At 37.3% G+C, this 26,912-nt stretch carries 22 protein-coding genes and 2 tRNA genes; 17 read left to right on the forward strand and 7 right to left on the reverse strand.

What is annotated here, in order from left to right:
- Positions 1-43: 43 nt before the first annotated feature.
- The 5 genes from CRO15_RS13655 to clpX all read left to right on the forward strand — a co-directional run bounded on the left by CRO15_RS13655 (position 44) and on the right by clpX (position 5,543).
- The gene (locus CRO15_RS13655; RefSeq protein WP_097046405.1) at positions 44-1,591 is read left to right on the forward strand and encodes an SGNH/GDSL hydrolase family protein; all 1,548 of its coding nucleotides are present in this window, start codon (positions 44-46) and stop codon (positions 1,589-1,591) included.
- Between the two features lie 84 nt (positions 1,592-1,675).
- Positions 1,676-2,026: a phage holin family protein gene (locus CRO15_RS13660; protein ID WP_097046406.1), complete on the forward strand. Its 351-nt coding sequence runs from the start codon at positions 1,676-1,678 to the stop codon at positions 2,024-2,026.
- Between the two features lie 95 nt (positions 2,027-2,121).
- Positions 2,122-3,444 carry a trigger factor gene (gene tig / locus CRO15_RS13665; RefSeq protein ID WP_097046407.1) on the forward strand — a complete coding sequence of 441 codons (1,323 nt, stop codon included), beginning with the start codon at positions 2,122-2,124 and terminating at the stop codon, positions 3,442-3,444.
- An 89-nt stretch (positions 3,445-3,533) separates the two neighbouring features.
- Positions 3,534-4,214 carry an ATP-dependent Clp endopeptidase proteolytic subunit ClpP gene (clpP, locus tag CRO15_RS13670; protein WP_097046408.1) on the forward strand — a complete coding sequence of 227 codons (681 nt, stop codon included), beginning with the start codon at positions 3,534-3,536 and terminating at the stop codon, positions 4,212-4,214.
- A gap of 93 nt (positions 4,215-4,307) precedes the next feature.
- Entirely contained in the window at positions 4,308-5,543 is a 1,236-nt protein-coding gene (clpX, locus tag CRO15_RS13675) for an ATP-dependent Clp protease ATP-binding subunit ClpX (protein WP_097046409.1), read from the forward strand.
- A gap of 2 nt (positions 5,544-5,545) precedes the next feature.
- On the opposite strand, the gene CRO15_RS13680 is transcribed toward clpX, so the two are convergent.
- Positions 5,546-6,085 (reverse strand): hypothetical protein, encoded by a 540-nt coding sequence (locus CRO15_RS13680; protein ID WP_097046410.1) that lies wholly within the window; start codon positions 6,083-6,085, stop codon positions 5,546-5,548.
- Between the two features lie 167 nt (positions 6,086-6,252).
- Positions 6,253-7,770 (reverse strand): GH3 auxin-responsive promoter family protein, encoded by a 1,518-nt coding sequence (locus tag CRO15_RS13685; protein ID WP_097046635.1) that lies wholly within the window; start codon positions 7,768-7,770, stop codon positions 6,253-6,255.
- Between the two features lie 98 nt (positions 7,771-7,868).
- Here CRO15_RS13685 and CRO15_RS13690 point away from each other — a divergent pair, with 98 nt between their 5' ends.
- Together CRO15_RS13690 and CRO15_RS13695 are read left to right on the forward strand one after the other, a co-directional pair.
- Entirely contained in the window at positions 7,869-8,663 is a 795-nt protein-coding gene (locus CRO15_RS13690) for a DUF2797 domain-containing protein (protein WP_097046411.1), read from the forward strand.
- Positions 8,664-8,670: 7 nt separating this feature from the next.
- Positions 8,671-10,410, forward strand: coding sequence for a TolB family protein (locus CRO15_RS13695; protein WP_097046412.1), 1,740 nt, complete (start codon positions 8,671-8,673; stop codon positions 10,408-10,410).
- A gap of 2 nt (positions 10,411-10,412) precedes the next feature.
- Here the strand turns inward: CRO15_RS13695 and CRO15_RS13700 are convergent, their stop codons facing one another.
- Genes CRO15_RS13700 through sppA form a run of 3 tightly spaced genes read right to left on the reverse strand, consistent with a single transcriptional unit; the run spans position 10,413 to position 15,613 of the window.
- The gene (locus tag CRO15_RS13700; RefSeq protein ID WP_097046413.1) at positions 10,413-13,103 is read right to left on the reverse strand and encodes an AsmA-like C-terminal region-containing protein; all 2,691 of its coding nucleotides are present in this window, start codon (positions 13,101-13,103) and stop codon (positions 10,413-10,415) included.
- A gap of 37 nt (positions 13,104-13,140) precedes the next feature.
- Complete coding sequence (locus tag CRO15_RS13705) at positions 13,141-13,848, reverse strand: queuosine precursor transporter (RefSeq protein WP_097046414.1); 708 nt, start codon at positions 13,846-13,848, stop codon at positions 13,141-13,143.
- Between the two features lie 4 nt (positions 13,849-13,852).
- A complete protein-coding gene (sppA, locus tag CRO15_RS13710; protein ID WP_097046415.1) occupies positions 13,853-15,613 on the reverse strand; it encodes a signal peptide peptidase SppA in 1,761 nt (586 codons plus the stop codon).
- Positions 15,614-15,683: 70 nt separating this feature from the next.
- Here sppA and folK point away from each other — a divergent pair, with 70 nt between their 5' ends.
- The gene (folK, locus tag CRO15_RS13715; RefSeq protein WP_097046416.1) at positions 15,684-16,829 is read left to right on the forward strand and encodes a 2-amino-4-hydroxy-6-hydroxymethyldihydropteridine diphosphokinase; all 1,146 of its coding nucleotides are present in this window, start codon (positions 15,684-15,686) and stop codon (positions 16,827-16,829) included.
- Between the two features lie 105 nt (positions 16,830-16,934).
- On the opposite strand, the gene CRO15_RS13720 is transcribed toward folK, so the two are convergent.
- Positions 16,935-17,486 carry an RNA methyltransferase gene (locus tag CRO15_RS13720; protein WP_097046417.1) on the reverse strand — a complete coding sequence of 184 codons (552 nt, stop codon included), beginning with the start codon at positions 17,484-17,486 and terminating at the stop codon, positions 16,935-16,937.
- 145 nt (positions 17,487-17,631) lie between these two features.
- Here CRO15_RS13720 and mutS point away from each other — a divergent pair, with 145 nt between their 5' ends.
- From mutS to CRO15_RS13735, 3 genes are all read left to right on the forward strand, one after another.
- A complete protein-coding gene (gene mutS / locus CRO15_RS13725) occupies positions 17,632-20,214 on the forward strand; it encodes a DNA mismatch repair protein MutS (protein WP_097046636.1) in 2,583 nt (860 codons plus the stop codon).
- Positions 20,215-20,297: 83 nt separating this feature from the next.
- Positions 20,298-20,370, forward strand: a tRNA-Gly gene (locus CRO15_RS13730).
- Between the two features lie 40 nt (positions 20,371-20,410).
- A tRNA-Leu gene (locus tag CRO15_RS13735) sits at positions 20,411-20,494 on the forward strand.
- A gap of 103 nt (positions 20,495-20,597) precedes the next feature.
- Here the strand turns inward: CRO15_RS13735 and CRO15_RS13740 are convergent.
- On the reverse strand, positions 20,598-20,981 hold the full coding sequence (locus tag CRO15_RS13740; protein ID WP_097046418.1) for a hypothetical protein: 384 nt from the start codon (positions 20,979-20,981) through the stop codon (positions 20,598-20,600).
- 120 nt (positions 20,982-21,101) lie between these two features.
- Between CRO15_RS13740 and xerA the strand changes: the two genes are divergently transcribed.
- The 6 genes from xerA (at position 21,102) to CRO15_RS13770 (ending at position 26,779) form a co-directional block, all read left to right on the forward strand.
- Positions 21,102-22,175 carry a site-specific tyrosine recombinase/integron integrase gene (gene xerA / locus CRO15_RS13745; RefSeq protein WP_097046637.1) on the forward strand — a complete coding sequence of 358 codons (1,074 nt, stop codon included), beginning with the start codon at positions 21,102-21,104 and terminating at the stop codon, positions 22,173-22,175.
- A gap of 76 nt (positions 22,176-22,251) precedes the next feature.
- Positions 22,252-23,136, forward strand: coding sequence for a trypsin-like serine protease (locus tag CRO15_RS13750; protein WP_097046419.1), 885 nt, complete (start codon positions 22,252-22,254; stop codon positions 23,134-23,136).
- A 554-nt stretch (positions 23,137-23,690) separates the two neighbouring features.
- Positions 23,691-24,839 (forward strand): serine hydrolase domain-containing protein, encoded by a 1,149-nt coding sequence (locus CRO15_RS13755; protein ID WP_097046420.1) that lies wholly within the window; start codon positions 23,691-23,693, stop codon positions 24,837-24,839.
- A 247-nt stretch (positions 24,840-25,086) separates the two neighbouring features.
- Entirely contained in the window at positions 25,087-25,458 is a 372-nt protein-coding gene (locus CRO15_RS13760; RefSeq protein ID WP_097046638.1) for a transposase, read from the forward strand.
- Complete coding sequence (locus CRO15_RS13765; protein WP_097046421.1) at positions 25,458-26,315, forward strand: IS3 family transposase; 858 nt, start codon at positions 25,458-25,460, stop codon at positions 26,313-26,315. The genes CRO15_RS13760 and CRO15_RS13765 overlap by 1 nt, the downstream gene beginning before the upstream one ends.
- Positions 26,316-26,380: 65 nt before the next feature.
- On the forward strand, positions 26,381-26,779 hold the full coding sequence (locus CRO15_RS13770) for a hypothetical protein (protein ID WP_097046422.1): 399 nt from the start codon (positions 26,381-26,383) through the stop codon (positions 26,777-26,779).
- The last annotated feature ends 133 nt before the right edge of the window (positions 26,780-26,912 follow it).

Genomic DNA, 26,912 nt, shown 5'->3' on the forward strand with positions numbered 1-26,912 from the left:
TTTACCATAATTTAACATAAACTAACTCTAACGGATTATAGATATGAAAAAGTTTTATGCCCTACTCCCCTTCTTAGGGTTATTCCTAATTGCATGTCAAGATGACGATACCCCAATAGAACCAGACCCAATGCCAGACCCAATTGAGTATACCTCTGGGTCAGCAGATTTTACTAAATATGTGGCCGTAGGAAACTCCCTTACCGCTGGGTTTTCAGACAATGCACTGTTCAGAGCAGGACAAGAAGCTTCTTTTCCCAATATGCTTGCAACAAACTTTGCATTGGCAGGTGGTGGGGCTTTTGAAATTCCATTTATGGCGGATAACTTGGGAGGTGCAACCATTAATGGTGTTAGGGATGCAAATATGGATGGTGCAGATGATATTGGAAATAGATTAATTTTAGTTTTTACAGCAGATGGGCCCGCTCCAACACCAAAAGCAGGAGAAGGTTCAACGGAGATTACCAACAAATTATCTGGCCCCTTCAATAACATGGGAATTCCAGGCGCCAAAAGCTATGAATTATTGGCTCCAGGATATGGTAGTTTGGCCGGTTTAGCCGTGGGAGCTGCAAACCCATACTATGTTCGTATCTCATCAGCGGAAGATGCCACTGTCATTGGGGATGCTGCTGCACAAGGCGCAACTTTTTTCTCCTCTTGGATTGGTGCCAACGATATTCTATTATATGCCACCAATGGAGGTTCCGGAACGGATCGAACCGGAAACCCCAACCCTGCAAGCTACTCTAGAAATGATATTACTGACCCTACGGTTTTTGCAGGGTCTTTAAATGGTATTCTTGGGGCAATGACAGCAGGCGGAGCCAAAGGTGTAATTGCCAACATACCAAACGTAACAGACATTCCATACTTTACAACTGTCCCACACAATCCCGTTCCGTTAGATGAAGCTACCGCAACATTATTAAACGGTTCTTATGCTGCTTATAACGCGGGTGTGGCCGGAGCCTTAAATTTTCTTGTTGGCATGTCAGCCATATCACAAGAAGATGCGGATTTAGAAATAGCCAAAAGAACTATTTCATTTGCTGCAGGCGATACCAACGCCGCGGTACTTCTTGATGAAGACTTGACAGATTTAACTGGCATCAACTCTGCTCTTGTGAATATGAGACAAGCTACGGCTGAAGATTTAATGGTACTTACATCAAGATCATTTATTGGCACATTGGCAAATCCTCTTGACCCAACTTCCATTAACGGAGTGGCTGTTCCTTTAGAAGATAAATGGGTACTTACCCCAGAAGAGCAAACAGCAATTAACAACGCCCTTACCGCATACAATGCAACTATAGAAGCTCTGGCAACCCAGTTTGATCTTGCATTTGTTGATGCAAATGCATTGTTAGGTGTGCTAAAAACGCAAGGTTTCCCAATGGCAGATGGAAGTACGGTTACCTCCACGTTTGGAACTGGAGGCGGTTTCTCATTAGATGGAGTGCATCCAGCCCCTAGAGGATATGCTATTCTGGCCAATGCTTTCATCAAAGCTATAAATGAAAAATATGGATCTAATTTACCCGATGTAAACCCATTAAATTATACTGGTCTTTATATCGAATAATCAATATTCTAACTCAATTTTTTATATATTGATGGCACCGTTTTTAACGGTGCCTTTTTTGTTCAACCCGATAAAACCTATTCTATGAAACTCGTTATAAGACTATTATTAAACGCTTTGGCCGTAGTCATACTTTCTTATGCCTTACCCGGGGTTGGTGTGGACTCCATGACCACTGCAATTATTGTAGCTGTTGTATTGAGTATTCTCAACTTTTTAGTAAAACCCATTCTTATAATTCTGACCTTACCCATTACCATTGTTACACTTGGGCTCTTCCTATTGATCATTAACGCCATCATCATACTCATAGCCGCACATTTCATCTCAGGATTTCAGGTTTCAAGTATCTGGTGGGCCCTTATTTTTAGCCTTTTACTTTCATTTTTGCAATCCATTTTACATTCCATGTTAAAAGAGGATAAATCGAAATGATACTATTTGGCATTCAATGTTTTAAAAAGTTGCTGCCAAAAAGAAAATACATTACTTTTGCCACCCATTTTTTGAATAGCAAATTAAGGTAGGAGATGAATATTACAAAAGAGCAGATTGACGAGCTAAATGCAGTTGTAAAAGTTGCCATAAGCAAGGATGATTATCAAGATAAAGTTGAAAAAATCTTGAACGATTACAGAAAACAGGCCAATATACCAGGTTTTCGGAAAGGTCAAGTTCCTATGGGACTTATCAAAAAACAATATGGCAAGGCTGTTTTGGTTGATGAAGTGAACAAATTACTACAAGACAATCTTAACAAATACCTTACTGAAGAAAAGTTAGATGTTTTGGGCAATCCTTTACCCAAGCAGCAAGATAATTTTGATTGGGATAATGAAAATCTTGATTTTGAATTTGAATTGGGCCTTGCCCCTAGCTTTGATGTTCAGGTAAAAACAAAAAAAGCAGTAACGCAATACAAAATTGTTGCCGATAAAAAGATGATCGAGGAACAAGTAGAGCGTATCCAAAAACAATATGGGAAATTAGTTTCCAAAGATGAAGTTGGCAAAACCGACGAACTTACAGGTACATTCAAAAATGAATCTGAAGAAATAGAACACAAGACAACCATTGAGCTAGATAAAATTAAAAGCAAGAAAGCTATTGATGCACTTACTGGAAAAAAAGTTGGAGATTCCTTGGAATTAAAAACCAAAGGTCTTTTCAAAGAAGACTACTTTTTGTCCAGCGCCCTTGGAATTGACAAAGAAAAAGCTGAAAAGTTAAATATCGAAGTTTCTTTTGCCATCGAGGAAATCAATGAACGTCAACCAGCTATACTTGACCAAGAACTATTTGACAAATTGTTTGGCAAGGATGCTATAAAATCCGAAAAAGAACTACGCGATCGAATCACGGAAGATTCTGAAAAGCAGTTTGAACAGCAATCTGACCAAAAGTTATTGAACGATATCACGGAAAAACTTATTGACGACACCAAGTTTGACCTTCCTTCAGAGTTTTTACAAAAATGGATTCAGGTAAGTGGCGAAAACCCACTATCTGATGATGAGGCCAAAGAAGAATTTGAAAAATCTGAAAAAGGACTACGTTATCAACTAATTGAAGGTAAGATCATCCAAGAAAACGACCTACAGGTTCAAATGGATGAATTAAAAGAGTTTGCCAAAGGATTCATCAAGTCGCAAATGGCCCAATATGGTCATTTAGACCCACAAGAAGAAGAGTTGGAGAACATAGCCATGCGGGTTATGGGCAATCAAGATGAGGTGAAAAGACTCTCTGAGCAATTGATGAGCCAAAAACTATTGGCTTTCTACAAAGAACACGCTAACCTCAAAGTAAAAGAGGTTACTTATGATAACTTTGTTAAGGAAGCCTATAGCTAGATTGAGCTAAAAGAAATTTAAGTATCTTTACGGTGCCGGAAAGTTGAGTTTTCGGCACCTTTTTTTTAAGCAAAATCGAAGAAAATCCTATGGATTACGGAACAGAATTCAAAAAATACGCTACCAAGCACCATGGAATAAATAGCATGTACTACGATCAAATTATGAGTAGTATGTACCCAACGAACATGACTCCCAATATTATTGAGGAAAGGCAATTGAACGCTATAGCCATGGACGTTTTCTCTAGATTGATGATGGATCGCATTATATTTTTGGGAACCGGAATCAATGACCAGGTAGCCAATATAGTACAGGCGCAGTTGCTCTTTTTGGAAAGTGCAGATGCCGTAAAAGACATTCAAATCTATATTAATTCTCCCGGAGGTAGTGTTTATGCCGGATTGGGGATATACGATACCATGCAATTCATCAAACCTGATGTTGCCACTATTTGTACAGGAATAGCTGCCTCTATGGCTGCCGTTCTTTTGTGTGCAGGGCATGAGGGCAAACGAAGTGGATTAACACATTCACGTGTCATGATCCACCAACCATTGTCCGGAGCCCAAGGTCAGGCAAGTGATATCGAAATTGCTGCAAAAGAAGTACTTAAAATAAAAGACGAATTATATCAAATCATATCAAACCACTCAGGGCAACCCTTTGACAAGGTTTATGAAGACAGTGATCGAGATTACTGGATGAAGGCAGAAGAGGCTAAAAAATATGGTATGATCGATGAGATTTTGGTAAGGGAAAAGTCCTAATCTCGTACAAACAAGCGGAAAACTGTGTTTTGGAATAAACCAAACCAAGTTTTTTTGCGTTATTAGTGGTTGAACTTTATGTGTAGTTAGAATATGGCAAAGGAAAACTTGGAATGTTCATTTTGTGGAAGAAAAAAACCTGAGACCAATCTTTTGATTGCTGGTTTGGATGCCCATATATGTGATAGATGTATTGAACAAGCCCACAGTATAGTTGCGGAAGAATCCAAACAATCCAAAAATCAGGATCTTTCCTCAGAATTGGTTTTGAAAAAACCTATGGAAATCAGAGATTTCTTGGACACCTTTGTTATAGGTCAGGAACGTACAAAAAAAGTAATGTCCGTTGCAGTGTATAATCATTACAAAAGACTTTTACAGCCAAAAGGGAAAGAAGAAGATGTAGAAATACAAAAGAGTAATATAGTAATGGTAGGGCAAACAGGAACAGGAAAGACCCTAATTGCAAAAACCATTGCCCGCATGCTTAATGTTCCTTTGGCCATTGTAGATGCCACGGTGCTTACCGAAGCTGGGTACGTAGGAGAAGATGTGGAAAGCATCTTAACCAGATTACTGCAAGCTGCTGATTATAATCTTGAAAAAGCAGAACGAGGTATTGTTTTTATTGATGAAATAGATAAAATTGCCCGTAAAAGTGACAATCCATCCATAACTAGGGACGTTTCAGGAGAAGGTGTACAGCAAGGGCTTTTAAAATTACTCGAAGGAACCGTTGTAAATGTTCCGCCAAAAGGAGGTCGAAAACACCCAGACCAGAAATTTATAGAAGTCAATACGGAGAATATCCTTTTTGTGGCAGGTGGTGCATTTGATGGTATTGAGCGTATTATCACCAAACGCTTGAATATGCAAGCAGTGGGGTATAGTGCTTCTAAAGCTGAGGACAATTTGGACAATGAGAACATTCTTCAATACATCATTCCAAAAGATTTAAAGGAGTTTGGGCTTATTCCTGAAATTATAGGAAGACTTCCCGTTCTTACACATATGAATCCTTTAGATTCTAAAACATTAAGAGCCATCCTTACAGAGCCAAAAAATGCAATTATAAAGCAATATGAAAAGCTCTTTGCAATGGATGAAATTACCTTTAGCATAACAGAGCAGGCATTGAATTATATTGTAGAAAAAGCGGTTGAATACAAATTAGGCGCCAGGGGCCTTCGCTCTCTTTGTGAAGCTGTGTTCACCGATGCCATGTTTATGTTGCCAAGTAGTGATGAAAATGAGTTTAAGGTGACCAAGGCTTATGCCGAAGAAAAACTTTCCTATGAAACCATTAAGAAACTAAAAGCCGTTTCTTAAAACTAAACAGCTTTTTTAGTTACTTTTTCTAAAAGCTCCATACAAACTTGGGCAATTATTTTTTCGTCTGAATATAATTGATGCCCAAAGCTTGGAATTACGTTCATGTTAGGCTCCACCCGTTTTACCCATTCAGAATCAGGTCTAAACTCATCTCGTTCACCAAAAATTAAGTTTAAAGGTGTATTGGGCTTATTATTTTCCAACCTAATCCTAGTTGGCGATAATGCGGTAATCGACTTTGTCGGAAGCCCTTTTAAAGCAGCTTTCCAAGCAATGGTGCCTCCGGTACTAAAAGCCAAATAATGACAAGGTTCTTTTTCTTTTTTCAGCAAATGGGCCACAGCAGTATCTATACCTCCATTAACAAATGCCTTATGGATATTTTCTTCTGTGGAAACGGTAACATCTATATTACCCAATTGTTGACTATCATAAAATGTGATATCGTAGTATTGTTGCAGGTATCCAAAGTAAGAAGTAATCCAAAGTCCCTTCTTTACGCCCCACATATCGGAAATAATAACCAGTTTTTCAGCCATAACCTATTTAATTAGTGTTTATAAGAAAAGGGAACTCAAAATTTCTAAATCAAACTTCAGTCATAAACGACGAAAAACCATATTTATTTGTCCAAAGGAAAAATTTGTTCGGTAAATGGAAAGTGTGTACGAAAACGTTATAATTAGGACTATTTTATTCTAAACCTCTAGGATTCCATGTTCATTTTAAGTAATTCTTCAATATAACCTCTCTCATTGGACAACCTAGGAATCTTATGTTGTCCACCTAATTTGTTCTTGGATTTTAGCCAATCGTGGAACAAGTTTGGTCTGGCTACATGTACTTTAGGCATTCTTAGCGTAATGTTATTGTACCGTTTTGCTTCGTAATCAGAGTTAAGTGATTTAAGGGCATTATCTAAGAATTCAGTAAAATAGGCAATGTCCGTTGGCTGCTTTCTAAATTCTATTATCCATTCGTGAGTTCCTTTTTCACGACCATCCATAAAAACCGGTGCCGCCGTGTAGTCCATGATTTCTGCATTAGTCTTTTGGCATATTTGCTTCAAGGCCTCCTCCGCATTCTCAATGATCAATTCCTCACCAAAAGCATTTATATGATGTTTTGTGCGTCCTGTAATACGAATTCTATACGGGTCTTTGGACATGAATCTCACCGTGTCCCCTATTTTGTATCTCCACAAACCGCCATTTGTAGTAATGACAATAGCATAGTTCACCCCTAACTCAACCTCCCATAAAGGAATCGCCCTCTCTTCTTTTCCTGAAGAATTCATAGGTATAAACTCATAAAAAATGCCATAGTCCAACATCAACAAAAGGTCTTGAGAATTATTTCTATCCTGGATAGCAAAAAAACCTTCGGATGCATTATACGTTTCATAGTAATTAAAGTTTTTCCTAGGCAAGAGTTTTCTATACTGTTCTTTATAAGGTGCAAAACTCACCCCACCATGAAAATACACCTCCAAGTTCTCCCAAATCTCAAAAAGATGGGTTTTTCCTGTTTTTTCAATTACATCATTCAGCAAAACCAGCATCCATGAAGGAACCCCTACCAGGCTTGTCACATTTTCACGAATACTTTCCTCAATAATAGCTTCTAATTTGGACTCCCATTCGCTCATGAGCGATACTTTATTACTGGGTGTACTGCTATATTCTGCCCATAACGGCATATTATCAATCAAAATAGCAGAAAGGTCACCAAAAAAAGTTCCATTATCCTCATAAAGTTCTTTGCTGCCTCCCAACCTAAGGCTTTTCCCCATAAACAATTGGGAGTTTTCATTATTGTTCAAGTACAGACATAATAAATCTTTACCTGATTTATAATGACAGTCTTCCAATGCTTCGGTACTCACCGGAATAAACTTGCTCTTTGCATTGGTAGTACCACTGCTTTTGGCAAACCATTTTATGGCTGTTGGCCAAAACAAATTTTGTTCCCCCTTCCTTGTTCGTTCTATTAAACCCGCAACTTCCTCATAACTTACTATGGGCACTCTATTGGCAAAATCTTCGTATTTGTTAATATCCTCAAATCCATATTGTCTTCCCAACATAGTACCTTCGGAAAAATCTATCAATTGGCGTAGCACCTCATTTTGCACATCCGAAGGATACTTCAAAAAAAGTTCTATCTGATGATAACGCTTTTTTAATAACCAAGAAGCAATGGAATTGAATAAAGGTATTGGCATTTTAGGTATCTTTAACCTATTAGAAGGCTGGGTACGATAGCTAAAATAGGTCATCTGGCATTCATTATCAAATCAGTTAAAAAACAATTATTCTCATCATGCTTTACGAAGGAGTCCTCCGCAAAATGCAAACCGAAATTGGCAATCCAATTCAGTATTATTTGGTTTTTGAAAACGATTTCATCAACATGAACCAACTGTTGGACAAGGAAATACAAATAGACTTCATTAAATTTCAGTGTTTGAATTGTGGTAGGGAGAGGCCCATTTACCGACAAGGGTTTTGCAAATCTTGTTTTTATGACTCTCCAGCGGCAGGAGATTGGATCATGAAACCTGAATTGAGTACTGCCCATTTGGATAAGGAGGATCGTGATTTGGAGTATGAAAAGCAGGTACAACTGCAACCACACATTGTATACTTGGCAAACAGCAGCAATGTTAAGGTTGGGGTTACCAGAAAAACCCAAGTGCCCACTAGATGGATTGATCAAGGTGCCCATGAGGCTATTGAGATTGTGGAAGTTCCCAATAGATACTTAGCAGGGATTACCGAAGTTGCCTTAAAAGCACATGTTAGCGACAAAACTAGCTGGCAAAAAATGCTGACCAACCGCATAGATGATGTGGATTTGGCTGAATGGAGGGATAAGTTACATTCAAGTATCCCAGAAGAGGCAAGTGAATATTTTTTGACTAGTAATACGGAAACCCAGATGGATTTCCCCGTACTGCAGTATCCTGAAAAAGTAAAAAGCCTCAACTTGGATAAAACCCCAAGCTACAAAGGCATTTTAAAAGGGATTAAAGGTCAATACCTCATCTTTGATGACAGTACAGTCTTCAATATTAGAGGCAACGAAGGCTATTTTGTAGGGGTATCCATTAATTGAATCCAACATGGGAAATAGAATCGTGAAAAAAAATGCAGCTCTTTTTGCTTTACTTTTCATGGGTTCATTCCTATTGGCTCAGAATTCAACCAAAATCAGCAAAACCCTTGTTGAAGAAGAAAATATTTCAACCAGTTTAGTAGAATACTCTTCCTCCTTTTCCAATGATGCGAAAGAATTATACTTTGCTCGGAGTAGACAAGAATGGGGTAAGGGCAATTTGAAGAGTGCTATTTACCATTCAATTTTTGATGGTGAAAATTGGACAAAACCAAAAATCACATCATTTTCTGGACAATATGATGATAGCGACCCACATCTTACAAAAAATGGAAACATCTTATATTTCATTTCAGATAGGCCTTCTAAAAACAGCATTCAGTCCTCAGATATTTGGGTGGTAAAAAAAGGTGATTCTGGAGTATGGGGAACGCCTGTTAGGCTGCCACACCCTATTAACTCCAAGAATAGGGAATATAGCCCTAGAACTGATGGGAAGGGCAACTTGTATTTTGCTTCGGATAGGGACGGGGGATATGGCCAAGGGGACCTCTATGTAGCCATGAATGATGGTCAAGGGAGGTTAAAAGCCCCAACAAACATGGGGAATATCATCAATTCGTCAACCGGGGAATGGAATCTGGGGATTAGTTCTGATGGCAACATATTAATTTTTGAGGCATCCCAAAAAAAGCAGAATGTTTCACCTTATGGCGACCTCTATATCAGTTTTAAACAGGAAGACACATGGACCATTCCTCAAAATATAAAAGAACTTAATACCTCTGGAAGTGATCTTTATCCATTTCTAACAGATGATTTGAAGTTGCTATATTTTACAAGTAGTGATAGCCTAAAAAGTACGGATACCAATATTTATGTAACCGATTTTGCCTCCATTCTTAAAAAGTACCAAACAAATACACCCGTTACACCCATAAATGAGAAGTGTCTCACCAACAATTCATTTGAAGATAGATATGCCTCCTACTCCCCAAATGGGCAAAACATCTTATTCGAATCGAACAGGGATGGCAACTGGGAAATTTATTTGATGGATAAAAATGGTGAAAATGTACAACGACTTACCAAAAGCACCTCAGATAATAGAAGGCCCTCTTGGCATCCCAATGGGAAAAAAATAATTTTTGAATCTAATAGAAATGGAAAATTTGAGCTGTTTATTTTAAAAATCAAAAACAGAAAAGTCACCAAGCTCTTAGATCCAATAGGTAATGAAGAACCAATTTTTGCATCATTTGCCCCAAATGGGAAAAGTATAGCAGTCAGCTTTAAAGCGTCTGAAAGTAAAAGCAATCTTGTTTTGCTCAACAAAAAAGGTAGGTTACTCCAAAAACTTACAAGTAATGAAAAGAGGACGTTTTATCCAAAATGGTCCGGTGACGGTAACGAAATTGTCTTTTTCTCCAGACAGGACACCAATAACCAAGATGATGAGATTTATAAGCTGAACTTAAAAACAGGAAAAGAGACCAGATTAACAAATTGGCACAAGCACAATTTCTGCCCCTCATGGTCCCATAATAGCAAGAAAATTGCATATGTTACCTCTATGGAAGGTACACGTCCAGAAATTTATATAATGGATGCGGACGGTAGCAACCAGATTAGATTGACCTATAACAAGGATGGGGAAACCTTGCCCAATTGGCATCCAACAGAGAACAAAATACTGGTTACCGCGTACAGGAATGGCAACTATGAAATATGTGAATTAGAGCTATAAAATCAATTCACGGTATCCTTTTTCTTTTTGCCCAAAAGACCTCCCAAAATAGATTTTGCTGTCTTCTCCACAGGGTCTTCACTGGTTTCTGTGGAATCCTTGGTCTTTACACTATCTTTCTTTGTGCCTCCCAAAAGAGTTCCCAGGGCTTCTTTTACTCCAGATGATTCGGTGGCAGTAGAATCGTTGCCATTTTTATTGAACACATCAGAGATTAAGTCTTTGGCAGTATCCTTTCCTTGGTTTAGCAGTTTTTGTTTTTGAATTTCCACTAATTGCTTCGTCAATTTGGAAATTCCTGAGCTTAAATCAGTGCTTACTGTTGGACTAGCATAATTTCCTCCAATATTTGCCACCACAGGAATTGATACATCTTTCAGACTTGAGTCGTCCATTTTTGCAATCAAGTTATTTACCTCACTTCCCAAATATTTGGCTGGCACGTCCAAAGTAGCTTTGTACTGCAATTGTTTATCAAAGGTGTGGCTACCATCAACATTTACGGCAATATCCTTATACTTGAGGGTAAAAGGCTTCACTTTTACAGAACCATTATCAAAGCTCAAGGCGGTTTTTAAATCACTTAAATCCAAGTTCTTAGTATCCAAAAAACTAAGTTTACCATCTAAGGCGGAAAGTAAGGGAGCTTTTTTAGCATCCACCTTGGTGGACAACAATTCTGCAAGTACATTTCCAGAAATGGTGGCCAAATTGGGGGTAAAATCCTCCTTTAAATTTCCTGAAATCTTTACATCTGAATTCAATTTTCCTTGAAGGGCATTTGCAAGAGGTGCCAATACATTAAACAATTCCATGGACTTGAAAGATTCTCCAATATTGAAATTGCTCATTCCCAAGTCCATATCAAAAGTGGAAGTTTCTTCTTTGGTAGAAACAGAACCGTTCACACCCAAAGTACCACCGAACAAATCAGACTTCAAGTTCTTTACCGTGGCTGTTTCATCTTTAACAATCAATGTACCTTCTACATTTTTGAGATTCAAATTATCATACAACACACTGCCTGCCTTAGCATCAATCGTACAATCCAAAAACGAGGGAATCTTAATGCGTTCTTCACCTTCCGAAGATGCGCTTTCACCTTCTTCCCTACCATTCTCTTCAACCATAAAATCATTCAAAGCAAATGTATTGGAGGTCAATTCGAAATGCCCTTCCACTTTTTCATTATTGAACATAAAACCCAATAAATTGGTTAAGGTCCCGGTTGAACTAAAATCGGTATCTCCTGTTTTGCCCTCAAAGGTATTTAAGGAAACTGTTTGCGGATTAAAAGTCATTGCAGCAGCGTTTATCACCACAGGATTCTTTAATTCCTCAGAATTGTATTCAAAATCCGAAAGTTCCAGATTTCCACTCGTCTGGGTCTTTTCGTACTGTTCTTTTTCTAAAGAGGCCATATCAAAGGCTGTAGTTATGTCAGCAACCAATATTCCCTTTAAATCATAATCCGAAGGCACTGGATACGCTTTGGATATATTTGCAAGGTTCATTTTACCATCAACACGTGCATTTACTTTGGTATTTCCCAACAAGTTGCTGATTCTGGAAATAAGGTCAAACTTATCTTGATCTATGGTAAAAGACAGCTTTTTAATATCAACAAAGGTATCCTCCGTAACACCTGTAGTGTTCTTGATTTCTGTATCAATAAAAACATTTTGAACGGATTTTGGTAAATCAGGGTATTTAAAAGAGGCATTCTCAGAATTAATTTTGATGTTGAAAGTGGGGATATGCTCTTCATCCACAATTCCTTTAAATTGACCAGCTACTTCAAAATTACCGGTGGTCTGTACCTCATCAATATTTTTTGAGTAGGCTTCTGGAATAACTGCCAAAAAGTTTTTGAAATCTGAAGATGGGGTTTTAAAACTGACATCTACTTCTTGATTTTCTTCGTTCAACTGCACAAATCCATCAAAAATCAAGGGCAATTGATTAATCATGGCCTTGTTTTCCAAAAAGGAATATTTATTTTCCTTTAAATCGATGCCAATGAGTGCATCCAAAAACAACTTATTATTGTTCAAATATTTAGTGCTGTCCAATTCAAAAGATACCAATGCATCTGTTGTTGTATTCAGTTCGGAAGTTTCCAAGGAAAGGTCACCTGTCCCTTCGTGGTTCATTTCAGTAATGGCCAGATGCATGCCACTGGACAAATCCTCATAAATAATTTCAGTATCTGTTATTGAATAGGAATCCATGACCAAGGAAAAACTATTAGAGGATTCTTCCACACTCTCAGTTGACACTCCCTCTTCTTCTTTTGCTATATCATAATTGGCATTTTCGGCTTCATCTACTTTAATATGGAGTTTTGCACCACCAATATTGAGGCTTTTGATGCCAATGGGTTCTTCAGCTGTTTTGAATAGCTCATTTATCGACATTTTAAGCTCAATTTGCTCGGATGCAAATAAGGTATCACCCTCAAAAGGCGCTTTATTTACTAAAGAAATGCTCTTTAATTGCACATTGGCATTAGGGAAACTCTTGAGCAGACTCAGATTGGCCTCATCAAAATCCAAGGTGGCATTGATGTTGTTATTGACCTTGTTTTTAATGATTTCTGCTATTTTACCTTCCAATAGCAAAGGCAAGGCAACGATAATTGCAATCAGGACAAGTAGGGTTATGCCTGTAATTTTTAGGGCTTTTGTTCTCATAATTTGGGAATTTTACAACAAAATAAGCAAGAAGCTCTCAATCAAGGGCTATTTCTTCACCTATTTTTAAGTTAAATCTTTTCCGTAATAGATATACGAAAAGATACAGTAAAGGGGTGTCCAACAGGGCAATAAAAATTTTAAAGACAAATCCACTGATGACCAGACCGTAGAAAAGCTTCCAAGGAATTTCGCCAAAAGAGCACAATAATAGTACTACTGTAAAGGTGTCTATAAATTGGGATGAAAAGGTAGAAAAGTTATTTCGTAACCAAAGATGTTTTCCTTTGGTAAGCCTTTTCCAGAAATGATATAGTTGAATATCTACAAACTGAGCTAACAGATAGGCCATCATAGAAGCAAAAACAGCGACTATTGTATTTCCAAAAACAGATTTAAACATGTCATCTGTAACCGGAGACCAATCTGTTGCCGGTGAAGCAGAAGCTGTGTAAACAATCAGTAATGAAAAGAATGAGGCAAAAATACCCGCCACCACTACTTGATTTGCCTTTTTCTTACCAAAAATTTCCGATATCAAATCGGTAATCAGAAATGTAATGGGGTAAGGTAAAATCCCCACCGAAATCTCAAAGAGCGGAGCACCTAAAATGGTAACATCCCCAAAGGGGTTCCAATAAAAGAATTTTTGAAAAATAAGATTGGACACCACCAGGGAAGTAATGAACAACGCTCCCAGGTAAAGGTAAATGGAAAACGCAGTTCTTTTGTCCTTTTGCGTCATCCTCTTATTTAATGTTTAAGGAAAATGGCATCCTTGCCTGGATTCCTTTTTGTTTTGTAATCTGCTTGAACTCTTTTAAAAATTGAAATGCTTCTGCACCTATCTGTTCCTGGACAAGGTTTTCCCCTATTTTTTCCTTTACTCCTCCCATATTTTCCATGAAACGCTCAAAATCCGATTTATATTTAGGGTACTTTCGGATTCCATAAGTATCCAATTCTGCTATCTCCGCAGCGGCAGCAATGGCATCATCCAAACTACCCAACTCATCTACCAAACCATTTTCTTTGGCATGAACGCCGCTCCAAACCCTACCCTGTGCCAAGGAATCCACTTCTGCAATACTCATATTTCTTCCTGCCGCAACACGCTCCAAAAAGGTTTCATATGTATCTTCTATACCTTCTTGCACCACATTTTTAAATGAATCGCCCATTGGTTCAAACAATGAATAATCCACAGAATTCTTGTTGGTCCCCACTTGTTCTGCATTTATTCCAATATTTCCCGCCAATTCACTGGCATTTGGGATGGTTCCAAAAACACCAATAGATCCTGTAATGGTAGTGGGTTCTGCAAAAATCTTGTCACCTCCAACTCCAATATAATACCCTCCGGAAGCCGCAACATTTCCAAAGGAAACCACAACAGGCTTTTCTTTTTTGGCCAGTTCTACTTCACGCCAAATAATATCCGATACCAGAGCACTTCCTCCGGGAGAGTCTATTCTGAGTACAATTGCCTTTACATTTTCATTGTCCACAGCTTTCTGTATGGCCCTGGTAACCAATCCTTGTCCCAGAAACTCTTTTCCTCCTTCACCGTAGTAAATCTCTCCTTGGGCATATACTACAGCTACCTTCTCTTTACCTGTCTTTATCCTTTTACTGCCTGCCAATTGAACATAGTCTGTAAACTCAACATAATTAATTTCCTCATCTTTACCAATTCCCATTTTCTCTTGCAAAAATTTCTCAAACTCATCAAAATGGGCCTTTCCATCAATAAGTCCAGATTCCACAGCGTAATCTGGTGTTCTTCCTCCCAAAGTATCTGCAATGACATTTAAATTCTGGGTATTAATACCACGTGAACTACCTATTTCATCAAGCATCACATCCCAAATAGAAGAAATCAACGCTTGAATCTGCTCTCTGTTTTCCGGACTCATGGTATTGGAAAGGTAAGGCTCTACCGCACTTTTGTACTTTCCGTGACGAATCACTTCCATTTTAACCCCTGTTTTCTCCTGTAAATCTTTAAAATATAGTACTTCAGTAGCCAATCCTTTAAAATCCATTCCCCCAACCGGATTTAGATACAACTCATCTGCCACACTGGCCAGATAATAATCCTTTTGGGTATAAAAATCCGAATGCGCATAAATGAACTTTCCAGTTTCCTTAAATTCAGATAAAGCTTTTCTAATTGCCTGTGTCTGGGCCAAACCTGCTTGCACAAAGCTGGTTGTCATGCTTATCCCTTCAATATTTGAATCCTGTGCCGCAATTCTTATAGCGTGTACAATATCATCCAAACCTACCTCTTCGTCCCACAACCCCGCAAAAGGGTCGGTATTATCTCTTCCCACATAATCTTTTATAGGTTCCATTAAGCTTAATTCCAAAACGGAATTCTTTTTTACCACTACCCCATCATCTGCACTACCAATCAAAGCCGCGAAAATGAAAATCATTCCCATCAATATTCCAAATGCCATTAAACAGCCCAAAATTGCTGCCAACAGATTTCTTAAAAAATTCATTTAATACAATTTTATTCTTGATCAAATATAACCATTGTTGTATTGTTTTGTTTACTTTGTTTTCTGGATTATGGGTCTAAGACAAAAGGTATATCTTTCTTTGGGCAGTAACTTGGGAAACCGTTACCTGACACTGCAAAAAGCTATTTTTAGCATTCAAAAAAAATGTGGCAAAATATTGGCGGTATCTTCCGTTTACGAAAATCCTGCTGTTGGTTTTAAAGGAGCCGATTTTTTGAATGCCTGTATTTCCATTGAAACTGAATTGCCTCCTTTAAATTTATTGCACATCCTTCTTCAGATTGAAAAAGATTTTGGCAGGGAACGTTCAAATACGCAAGGCTACAAGTCAAGAACCCTGGACATAGACATTATCTTTTATGGTAATGAGACCATAAACACTGAAGATTTGCTTATCCCCCACCCTAACATGGATAGCAGGAATTTTGTTCTAAAACCTTTGGCCGATGTTGCCCCGCAATACTATCACCCTATTCTAAATAAGGATATCCGAAACTTGCTACAGCAGTCCAAGGATCGTGGTATCTTGAAAAAAACAAAATACAAGCTCTATAAAAATATGCAAGAGCTTTTTTCCAAATTACAGTTTATCTCTATTGAGGGTAATATTGGTGCTGGAAAAACCACGCTATGTAAAATGATTGCTGAGGATTTTAATGCAAAGTTGGTTTTGGAGCGATTTGCAGACAATCCTTTTTTACCCAAATTCTATGAAGATCAAGGCAGATATGCTTTCCCTTTGGAAATGTCCTTTTTGGCAGATCGTTACCAACAATTTACCGATGACACTTCGCAATTTGACCTTTTTAAAAGTTTTATGGTCAGTGATTATGATATTTTCAAATCCCTGATCTTTGCAAAAATCACTTTGCAAGAAGAAGAATTCAATTTGTACCGAAAGGTTTTCAACTTTATGTACAAAGAAGTTAAGAAGCCAGAAATTTACCTTTATCTCTATCAAGATACAGATCGGCTTCTTTCAAACATTAAACATCGTGGAAGGGATTATGAACAAAATATATCCGCAACCTATTTAGAAAAAATTAATAGAGGTTATCTGGATTTTATCAAGGGGCATCCCAACCAAAACAGTATGGTCTTAGACCTTAGTAATCTGGACTTTGTGCACAATAGGTTAGACTATGAAGCTATTTTGGAGAAGCTTGGAGAGAAAATTCTTTCTTTAGGTTTTTAAGAGAATTTTTAGAAAATGCTTGCATATAACGAATGGTTTTATTTTATTAGACCTCTCGAAATGAGAAACTAACTAACTCAAACTATATGATTAGCCCTGATTTTTTCAGGGCTTTTTGTTTTTTTGGGCGTTCATTTTTGACCAAACATCCCAGACCACAACCCCACAACTCACCGAAATATTCAAAGAATGTTTGGTTCCAAATTGCGGAATTTCCAAAACCATATCACTAGCGGAAACCACTTCCTGTGCAACCCCTTTTACCTCATTGCCAAAAATAAAGGCTAAAGTCTTATTTTCTTCTACTTGAAAATTGTTAAGTATTACTGCCTGTTCTGCCTGTTCCACAGCAATTGTCATGACACCTTCTGACTTCAATTGTTGAATAAGCTCTTCTGTATTTTCACAATACTCCCAATCTACACTATCTGTTGCTCCCAAGGCTGTTTTTCTAATGTCTTTATGCGGCGGAGTAGCAGTAATTCCGCACAAATAGATTTTCTGCACCAGAAATGCATCAGCGGTTCTAAAAACAGAGCCAATGTTATTCAAGCTTCTAATATTATCAAGAATGAGAATGATGGGCGTTTTCTCCGCATTCTTAAATTCGGCCACATCCAATCGCTCTAATTCGCTATTTTCCAGTTTACGCTTCATATTTTTCAACCATTACCCGTAAAATATCAACAAAAATTTTGGGTGTATTGGGAAAACGGTACATTCGTTCTTACCCTTTTCGCAAAAATAACGCAATAATATCGCTTTGGCAGCTACATCTAAAACAAAGAAGGTTACCCCATTGATGCAACAGTACAATACCATCAAGACTAAACATCCTGATGCATTGTTGTTGTTTAGGGTTGGTGATTTTTATGAAACTTTTGGTGAGGACGCCATAAAGGCCTCCAAGATTTTGGGCATTATCCTCACCCACCGGAACAATGGCGGAGATAAGACTGAATTGGCCGGGTTTCCACACCATTCTTTGAACACCTATTTACCCAAACTGGTAAAAGCAGGACAGCGTGTTGCTATTTGTGATCAATTGGAGGACCCCAAACAAACCAAAAGCATTGTAAAACGAGGTGTAACGGAATTGGTTACTCCCGGAGTTGCCCTTAATGATGACATATTGTCGGCCAAAAGCAATAACTTTTTATGCGCTATACATTTTGGACGGAACAAGATTGGTATCTCCTTTTTGGATATTTCAACCGGAGAGTTTTTAACCTCTGAAGGTTCTGCAGAACAAATGGATAAATTGCTCCAAAATTTTGCTCCTAACGAAGTTTTGGTGTCCAAAAACCACAAAAAAGAGTTTTTGGATGTCTTTGGAACACAATTCCATAGCTTTTTTATGGAAGATTGGATTTTTCAGGAAGATTATGCCCATGAGAGCCTTACCAATCATTTTAAGACAAAAACATTACAAGGTTTTGGTATTGACCATTTGAGCCATGGTATTGTTTCATCCGGTGCCGTGCTGCATTATTTGTCAGAGACCCAACATCGACGATTACAGCACATCAACAAAATCCAAAGAATAGCTGAGGAAGAATATGTTTGGATGGATCGTTTTACCATTCGAAATCTGGAATTGTACCATTCTACCAATCTCAACGCCGTTACACTACTGGACATCATCGACAAGACCATCTCACCTATGGGGGGGCGACTTTTAAAACGATGGTTGGCCCTACCGCTAAAGAATATTGAAAAAATACAGCAACGTCATCAAGTGGTGTCCTATCTGGGAGATGAAGAAGAAGTACTTGAAAAAGTTCAACGTTGGATCAAACAGATGGGCGATTTGGAACGCTTGATTTCCAAATTGGCAACAGGCAAAATCAACCCAAAAGAAGTTGTTCAGCTAAAAAATTCCTTGGAAGCTGTAGTTCCTGTAAAACAATTAGCTCTGGAAAGCACCAATGAATCCCTACAAAGTATGGGGGAACAATTGGATACCTGCGAAAATCTCCGAAACAAAATCAAGGAAGTTTTGGCAGAGGAAGCCCCAATTTCCATTTTAAAAGGAAATACAATTGCCAAAGGATATTCAGAAGAGTTGGATGAACTCCGAAACCTTGCCTTTTCCAGCAAGGATTACCTGGATAAAATGTTGGAGCGGGAAACCAAAGAAACGGGGATTACTTCATTAAAAATAGCTTCCAACAACGTATTTGGGTATTACATTGAGGTACGTAACACCCATAAGGACAAGGTACCCGAAGCTTGGATTCGCAAGCAGACCCTAGTAAATGCAGAGCGATACATTACCGAGGAACTCAAAGAATATGAAGCTAAAATTTTAGGGGCCGAGGAGCGTATCTACCAATTGGAACAACAATTGTTTGAACAGCTTTTGGTCTGGATGCAGGAATACATCTCAACCGTTCAAAAAAATGCCCACTTGATTGCCCAACTGGATTGCCTATGTGGATTTGCGCAATTGGCCAAGGAAAACAATTATACACTTCCCAATGTCAACGAATCCACACAGCTTACAATTAAGGATGGAAGGCATCCAGTGATTGAAAAACAACTGCCATTAGGTGAAAGTTACATCACCAATGATGTGACCTTAAATTGTGACGATCAACAGATTATCATGATTACCGGACCCAACATGAGTGGTAAATCGGCCATACTCCGGCAGACAGCCCTTATTGTGCTACTGGCCCAAATGGGAAGTTTTGTCCCTGCTGAATCTGCCCAGATCGGTGTTGTTGACAAAATTTTTACCCGGGTTGGAGCCAGTGATAACATTTCTATGGGCGAATCTACTTTTATGGTGGAAATGAATGAAACCGCCTCCATTTTGAACAACCTTTCTGATCGGAGCTTGGTACTTTTGGATGAAATTGGAAGGGGCACCAGTACTTATGATGGCATTTCCATCGCTTGGGCCATTTCAGAATACCTGCATGAACATCCGGCAAAGGCAAAAACACTTTTTGCCACCCATTACCATGAGCTCAACGAAATGACCAATACCTTTAATCGAATCAAAAACTATAATGTTTCTGTAAAAGAGTTAAAGGACAATGTACTTTTCCTTCGAAAATTAGTTCCAGGTGGTAGCGAACATAGTTTTGGTATTCATGTGGCCAAAATGGCCGGGATGCCCCAACAAGTGATTCAAAGAGCCAATAAAATCCTTAAAAAGCTGGAAAAATCCCATTCCAGTGAAGAGATGACCGATAAGTTGCAAGCTTCCCAAAATGAAATGCAGCTCAGTTTCTTCAATCTGGACGACCCCCTTTTGGAAGAAATCAAGGAGGAAATCCTTCACTTGGACATTGACACGCTCACTCCTGTAGAGGCATTGATGAAGCTCAATGAAATTAAACGTTTATTGAGCAAAAAGAAAAAAGCATCCTCATAAAATATTTCTTTTTATTTTATAGAAATGTATTAAATTTGCATCCGCATCAGGTAAAACTGATGTTTGCAAATGTTCTTTTAAATGCGAAAATAGCTCAGTTGGTAGAGCATCACCTTGCCAAGGTGGAGGTCGCGGGTTCGAATCCCGTTTTTCGCTCAAAAACGCTGCAAGCAGCGTTTTTTTTTATTTAAGTCCTGCTCGAGTGGTGGAATTGGTAGACACGCCGGACTTAAAATCCTGTGGCCTTTGGGCCGTGCGGGTTCAAGTCCCGCCTCGAGTACAAAGGGAAAGCCAAGGATTTACATCCTTGGCTTTTTTATTACAGGTACAACATAGGTACAACATTTGATATTAGGTTTGGTCTTCTATGTTAGATAATTTCTTCATTTTAAATCCTTAGTCATATAATCCTGCCAAGTTACCAGTACATATTTGTCCTTACCGTTTTCATTTTTACTCAAAAAACCGTACTCATATACGAAAAGATAAACGTCATCTTTTTTGTTCTTCCAATAATGCGTGAAAAACTTGGGATTAAATCCATCTTCGACCAGCTTAGATTTTCTAATGGTAGTAAAACCTGATTTATTAAACCTCTTCAATATTTTTCTGTTTATTCTTAGTTGCTTTTCTACAATAAAATAAAAGGCTTCTGTTTCCTGCCGTTTTTCGTATTGGTCTATTGATTTGCATTTTGTGGAACAAAATATTTTATCTGCGCGACCTCTTACGACAGAACTGCAAATCGGACATTTTTTTGTACACATAAAATTACTAGTATATTATACTTATAATATACTACTTAATTCATAAAACCTGATTAGAATTGTATTATGAATTCCATGAAATCAATTACGCTTTATCATTTGATGATTAAAAATCAAAAAATGATTGGCATAAAATTTTCTCCTGATCGGCTTATACAAGGTTTGATAAAGGGGCTTCCCAACCCAAAATGGAGCCAACAATATAACATGGCGTATATTGAAAATACCAAGGCGAATCTTGGTATTCTATTCAATACGTTTAAGGGCGCAGTATGGATAAATTATAATCGTTTTTTGACAAATAAACCCGTTAATACCCATAATGAAAACATTGATGTTGATTGGTTTAGAAAAAGAAAGACCGTACCAGAATACCGACTTTGCCCCGAAGACTATCTATTAAAACTAGAATTAAAACGCTATGCCAATAGTACGGTCAAAACTTACGTTACTTTTTTTGAATTATTTATCAATTACCACAACGGTAAAGAATTAAAGGCGCTGGACGAGCACGACATTCGGGTTTTTCTTCAGCATCTTATTCAAAAGAAACATTCCAACTCCTATGTCAATCAAGCTATCAATGCTATAAAATTTTATTACGAAGTTGTTTTGGGAATGCCAAACCGATTTTATGAGATTGAAAGGCCTCGAAAAGAATCTAAATTACCTACGGTCATCTCAAAGGAAGAAATACTTTCAATCATTGAAAATACCAATAATATCAAACATAGGTGTATTGTACAACTACTATATGGTTCAGGTTTACGGCGCAGTGAACTATTGAATTTAAAAATAAAAGATATTGACAGCGGACGAATGCTCGTTCGTGTTGAAGGTTCAAAAGGAAACAAGGATAGGCTTACTTTATTATCTAAAACTGCCCTCAACGATTTAAGAAAGTACTATACAAAATATGAACCACAAATTTATTTATTTGAAGGGAAGAAAGGAATTAAGTATAGTGGTGCAAGCGTTTTAAAGATTGTAAAAACGGCTGCTGAAAAAGCGCGAATACGAACAACGGTAACACCACATGTATTGCGGCATAGTTTTGCAACGCACTTGTTGGAATCAGGCACAGACTTAAGGCAAATACAGGTGCTCTTAGGGCATGGATCGACCAAAACGACTGAAATATATACCCATGTTGCCACAAATACTTTTGAAAGCATTAAAAATCCCTTAGATTAGTAATACTAAAAATGGAATAAACGTACCATGGTACGTTTAGCCAATTGTTACAGGCAATTTAAAAATCACTATATAGATGAAAAAATATCAAACAATATTTTTTGTATTTGCAATCGTTCCATTTCTAATTTCTGGAATAATTAGGCACGACCGAGAAAAAGCGGAATATCTTGAATTAGCTAATAAAAAACAGTTTGACTGTGTTGGGCAAATTCAAACAAATCGAGAACTGACTGGTTCAGCTATCTTGATTAATAAAAATCACATTTTGACTGCTGCTCACAATCTAATTGAAAATGATATTCAAGTCGATACCATAGACAATAACGGTATGATATTTTACGCAAATGTTCCAATTAATCATAGGATTGTAAATATTGACAGCGTAAAATTCTGTATAAATGAGATAGAATATCCCATTTCTAAAATTATAATTCATCCAAACTATTTAAAAGACTTTGACGCAGGCGAACATGATATTGCAATAATTAGACTCGAAAATCCAATTTCAGATATAAAACCTGCAAAAATAAATGACCAAAAAAATGAACTGAATTCAAAAGTAGTCGGTGTAGGTTACGGTGGTTTTGGAATTGGAAACAAAGATGGGCTTACATTTGCAAACGAGAAAATTGCTGGGCAAAACGTTGTGGATTCGATTGGTGGGCAAAAAATAAACGGACTTTACAACTTTCTTTATTGTGATTTTGACCAACCAAATACTTCAGATTCAAATAAAATGGGAAGTCCAGAACCTTTGGATTTGGAATATTTGTGCGGTGCTGGAGATAGTGGTGGCGGACTTTTTAAAAAATCAGGTCAAAATTGGGCTTTGGTCGGAATTTGTAAGGGTTCTGAATTTGACCACCGCCAATTCCAAAAAACAAAACATTATGGGCAAATAATGCGATGGACAAGGGTTTTACCCTACAAGGAATGGATAAATAAAAACTGCCTGTAACACGGTGTATAAAACATAGCTAATAAGTGGTAACCTGAAAGGTTTATACTTGTTTGTAAAAACCGCCAAATTTTTAAATTTGGCTTTTAAAATAGAAAAATTAAAAACAAAATATAAAAATTCGGCTCTGTGTTAATCCGAAAAGTTAGTGTCTTTTTACACGCTACGTTTCATACACAAGACCGTTAGCGAACAGTTGAAAAAAATGAACTCAACAAAACGAGGACGGACTCCTACTCTACTTTCCGCAGGACTTATCACTCGCACGCAATCAGAGCGCAGATGGACTTCCAACTCGGACGCAACATACCGGATTTCGTACTTGCCCATTTGGGGTCGTAAGTCTCTCGAAAAAATTACGGCCTTTCTCAAACTCCGGTCGGAAAAAATTAAAACCGTTCGCTAACAATACCTAAAGGTCATTGCTTGCGGATTTCCTAGCGGAAATCCTGCGCAAAAAGCTAACTTTGGGTTCGGCGGGACTGTCCTGCGGACAGATCACCGCAACGAACTTTAGCCGAAACGTTGTAACCAATTAAACCGACGAGCATAAAATGAACAAATATATTTTATTGATTTTATTACTAACAACTATAAGCTGTAACAATAAATCAAAAAAAAGTAGTGAAATCAAGAAAGAGACTAGTGAAATTGATTTCTTGATTGATAGTGTTGTGACTAAAATGGTTAATGATACTTTAATAAACTCTATTTCTATTGGAATATATTACAATGGAAAAGAATATATAAATCATTTCGGTGAATTAGAAAAAGGAAAAGGAAACACACCTAATAATAAAACCATTTATGAAATAGGCTCATTGAGTAAAGTATTTACAGGTACTATTGTTGCAAATGCTGTTTTAGAAAAGAAAATAAGTGTTGACGATGAAATCAATAAATATTTGAACGAAGAATACCCTAATCTAAGTTATTTAAATCAACCTATAAAAGTTAAACATCTATTAACGCATACTAGTGGATTTCCTAATATGCTTCCCTTCGAATTAAACCCCATATTAAGTGATTTTTTGAATTATGACACCCCTTTAAAAATAAATAAAATATTAAAAGATTATAATAAACCCAAATTCTTTAAGGATATGCATTCTATTAAAATAGACACGATACCTGGTTTTAATTATTCTTATTCTAGTGCAGGGACAGAATTAACTGCACATATTTTAGAAGAAATTTACAAAACAAATTATGAACATTTGTTGATTAACTTCCTTTCTAAAAAGATAGGAATGAAAAATACTAAGATTACACTTAATAAATATGAAATGACAAATTTAGCAGTTGGTTATCATACAGACAATTCAACAATAACATCTGCTATGGAAAAACTGCCTTGGGGGGCTTCTGGAAACATCAAATCTACAATTACTGATATGATGAAATTTGTTAAGTATCAGTTAGCAAACAATGATATTGTTTTGGAATCACACAGACCTTTAATTCAATTTAATAAGGAATTTGGTCTATCTTATTTCTGGAATATAGACTCCTCAAATGAAAAATTAGGAAAACATTATTTCCACCACGGTGGAGTGCCAAGGTCACAGTCCTATATTTACGTCATTCCAAAATATAATCTGGGAGCTTTCATAATTACAAATCAAAGTGGAAAGAATACAGCTCATAAAATGAAGGAAGTATTGAATCAAATATTTGATAAGATGATACTCGAAATTAAATAAAACTGGTTACAACACTATATATAGCAAATTGGGCGATTAGTGTTTAACCGAAAGATTGTTGTCTATTTGTTAAGTCGCCAAATCTTTTTATTTGGTATTAAATGAGAAAAATTAAAACAAAATAAAAAGATTTGGCTTGTGGCTTAACCGATAGTAATCGCTTATTTTCTGCCCAACTTGCCATATATTTAACGTTGTAATGAATTTTGACCCGTCCTGAAATATGTATACAAAAAATCAAATGTATATGTATAAAAATGATGGATATGTGAGACGTTATAGCGAAAGCTTTAAACTCAAGATTCTCGCAGAACTTACCAAAGGAAACCATTCCAAAAGACAAATTGCATTAACTTACGGGATACAATCCAGTACAATCAATGTATGGATTAAAAAGTATGACCGTAAAGATTTAATGAACACCCGTGTGACCGTGCAAACAGACGATGAATTTACCCGTATAAAAGCCCTTCAGAAAGAGCTGAAACAGCTCAAGGACCTGCTTATCAAGAAAGACCTCGATAAGCTCGTTACAGACTCCTACCTTGAAGTGGCCGCGGAGAATCTAGGCTACAAAGATGTCGAGGAACTAAAAAAAAACTTAAACATCAAGCCCTAATGAAAACAGCACCCAAAAACAGAAAGGACAGAAGCTTCACCATAGAAGCTATTTGTGATGCCTTCTCTCTTAAAAGAGATGCCTATTACAAATTCCACAAACGATTCGTTATCCGAAAACAAATAGAACACGATGTTGTTCAGCTTGTCCGGAAAAGTAGAAAGACCCTACCTAGGGAAGGTACTAGAAAACTCATGAAGTCCTTACATGAAGACTTTCAAAAGCAACACCTGAAAATAGGTAGAGACCAGCTATTCCGTATTTTAAGAGAGAACGGATTGCTCATAAGAAGAAAGAAATATTCCTCTAGAACTACCAATTCACATCACAGGTTCTATAAATATGGGAACATTATAAAAGACCTGAAAATAGACAGGCCCAATCAAGTCTGGGCTTCCGATATCACCTATATCAGAACCGTAAAAGGATTCTGCTATCTGGCATTGATCACGGACATGTATTCAAGAAAAATAGTAGGCTTCGACCTAAGTGATAGCCTAGAACTAAAAGGTTGTGTAAGGGCTCTGGTCAAAGCTATTTACCATGCCAAGGGTACTAAGCAACTGGTTCATCACTCCGACAGGGGAATTCAATACTGTAGCAATGTATATACCCAGATACTCAAAAGAAAGAAAATAGAAATCAGTATGACAGAAGAAAATCATTGCTATGAGAACGCAATGGCGGAAAGGGTCAACGGAATACTCAAAGATGAATTCTATCTCGACCAAACCTTTACCAGCGTAATACACGCTAAAAAGGCCGCCAAAAATGCAATCAAGTTGTACAACAACAAAAGATTACATTTATCTTTAAATTATCAAACACCTAATTACGTGCATCAATATGCCGCTTAAATTTTAATATTAATCTGTAGCCGTATTTTAGGACGTGACATTTAAAATCTAATATTTAAAGTTAAATGGCAGGTACTTCTATCGCCAGAGCACTTGGAGTTCTAATTGAATCTTTTTCGGATTTCTTACAAAGACTGTTCGAGGGAAATGGACAAGTAGAATCGAACGAGAGGGACTTGAAAAATTCACTTAAAAATCAAGCCGAATTAAAAGTAGATGATTTACTAGTTGCTCCTTGGTCAAATCTACGGCCTAAGTTGGACAAATTAGATACAAAAATATTGGACAGAGCAATTCTGTTCATTTACAATAAGGCTATTAGCACCGATTCATCAACAAGAACTAATAGTGACAAAACAACGGATTTAAGGATTTTGGACTTAATTGAATATCTGGACATTAATCGGACGGAATTCTCACTTGACAGAAATAATATAAAAAACTCATTACAACACAACCTATAATTAATTGCTTGGGATTTTCCTTCGGAAAATCTACGCATTATTACTATGTTTAGTGTACGGCGGGAAATCCTGCGGATTTCTAACGCCGCAACTAATCATAGCCGAACCGTTCTAAAAAATGTCGAGCCAGTTA

Source organism: Flagellimonas pacifica, assembly GCF_900215465.1.
GTDB classification, from domain to species: domain Bacteria; phylum Bacteroidota; class Bacteroidia; order Flavobacteriales; family Flavobacteriaceae; genus Flagellimonas; species Flagellimonas pacifica.

Excerpts from the sequence above, each read along its gene's own strand:
- CRO15_RS13655 (WP_097046405.1), top strand. The coding sequence starts at position 44 with ATGAAAAAGTTTTATGCCCTACTCCCCTTCTTAGGGTTATTCCTAATT.
- CRO15_RS13660 (WP_097046406.1), top strand. The coding sequence starts at position 1,676 with ATGAAACTCGTTATAAGACTATTATTAAACGCTTTGGCCGTAGTCATA.
- tig (WP_097046407.1), top strand. The coding sequence starts at position 2,122 with ATGAATATTACAAAAGAGCAGATTGACGAGCTAAATGCAGTTGTAAAA.
- clpP (WP_097046408.1), top strand. The coding sequence starts at position 3,534 with ATGGATTACGGAACAGAATTCAAAAAATACGCTACCAAGCACCATGGA.
- clpX (WP_097046409.1), top strand. The coding sequence starts at position 4,308 with ATGGCAAAGGAAAACTTGGAATGTTCATTTTGTGGAAGAAAAAAACCT.
- CRO15_RS13680 (WP_097046410.1), bottom strand. The coding sequence starts at position 6,085 with ATGGCTGAAAAACTGGTTATTATTTCCGATATGTGGGGCGTAAAGAAG.
- CRO15_RS13685 (WP_097046635.1), bottom strand. The coding sequence starts at position 7,770 with ATGCCAATACCTTTATTCAATTCCATTGCTTCTTGGTTATTAAAAAAG.
- CRO15_RS13690 (WP_097046411.1), top strand. The coding sequence starts at position 7,869 with ATGCTTTACGAAGGAGTCCTCCGCAAAATGCAAACCGAAATTGGCAAT.
- CRO15_RS13695 (WP_097046412.1), top strand. The coding sequence starts at position 8,671 with ATGGGAAATAGAATCGTGAAAAAAAATGCAGCTCTTTTTGCTTTACTT.
- CRO15_RS13700 (WP_097046413.1), bottom strand. The coding sequence starts at position 13,103 with ATGAGAACAAAAGCCCTAAAAATTACAGGCATAACCCTACTTGTCCTG.
- CRO15_RS13705 (WP_097046414.1), bottom strand. The coding sequence starts at position 13,848 with ATGACGCAAAAGGACAAAAGAACTGCGTTTTCCATTTACCTTTACCTG.
- sppA (WP_097046415.1), bottom strand. The coding sequence starts at position 15,613 with ATGAATTTTTTAAGAAATCTGTTGGCAGCAATTTTGGGCTGTTTAATG.
- folK (WP_097046416.1), top strand. The coding sequence starts at position 15,684 with ATGGGTCTAAGACAAAAGGTATATCTTTCTTTGGGCAGTAACTTGGGA.
- CRO15_RS13720 (WP_097046417.1), bottom strand. The coding sequence starts at position 17,486 with ATGAAGCGTAAACTGGAAAATAGCGAATTAGAGCGATTGGATGTGGCC.
- mutS (WP_097046636.1), top strand. The coding sequence starts at position 17,632 with ATGCAACAGTACAATACCATCAAGACTAAACATCCTGATGCATTGTTG.
- CRO15_RS13740 (WP_097046418.1), bottom strand. The coding sequence starts at position 20,981 with ATGTGTACAAAAAAATGTCCGATTTGCAGTTCTGTCGTAAGAGGTCGC.
- xerA (WP_097046637.1), top strand. The coding sequence starts at position 21,102 with ATGATTGGCATAAAATTTTCTCCTGATCGGCTTATACAAGGTTTGATA.
- CRO15_RS13750 (WP_097046419.1), top strand. The coding sequence starts at position 22,252 with ATGAAAAAATATCAAACAATATTTTTTGTATTTGCAATCGTTCCATTT.
- CRO15_RS13755 (WP_097046420.1), top strand. The coding sequence starts at position 23,691 with ATGAACAAATATATTTTATTGATTTTATTACTAACAACTATAAGCTGT.
- CRO15_RS13760 (WP_097046638.1), top strand. The coding sequence starts at position 25,087 with ATGTATAAAAATGATGGATATGTGAGACGTTATAGCGAAAGCTTTAAA.
- CRO15_RS13765 (WP_097046421.1), top strand. The coding sequence starts at position 25,458 with ATGAAAACAGCACCCAAAAACAGAAAGGACAGAAGCTTCACCATAGAA.
- CRO15_RS13770 (WP_097046422.1), top strand. The coding sequence starts at position 26,381 with ATGGCAGGTACTTCTATCGCCAGAGCACTTGGAGTTCTAATTGAATCT.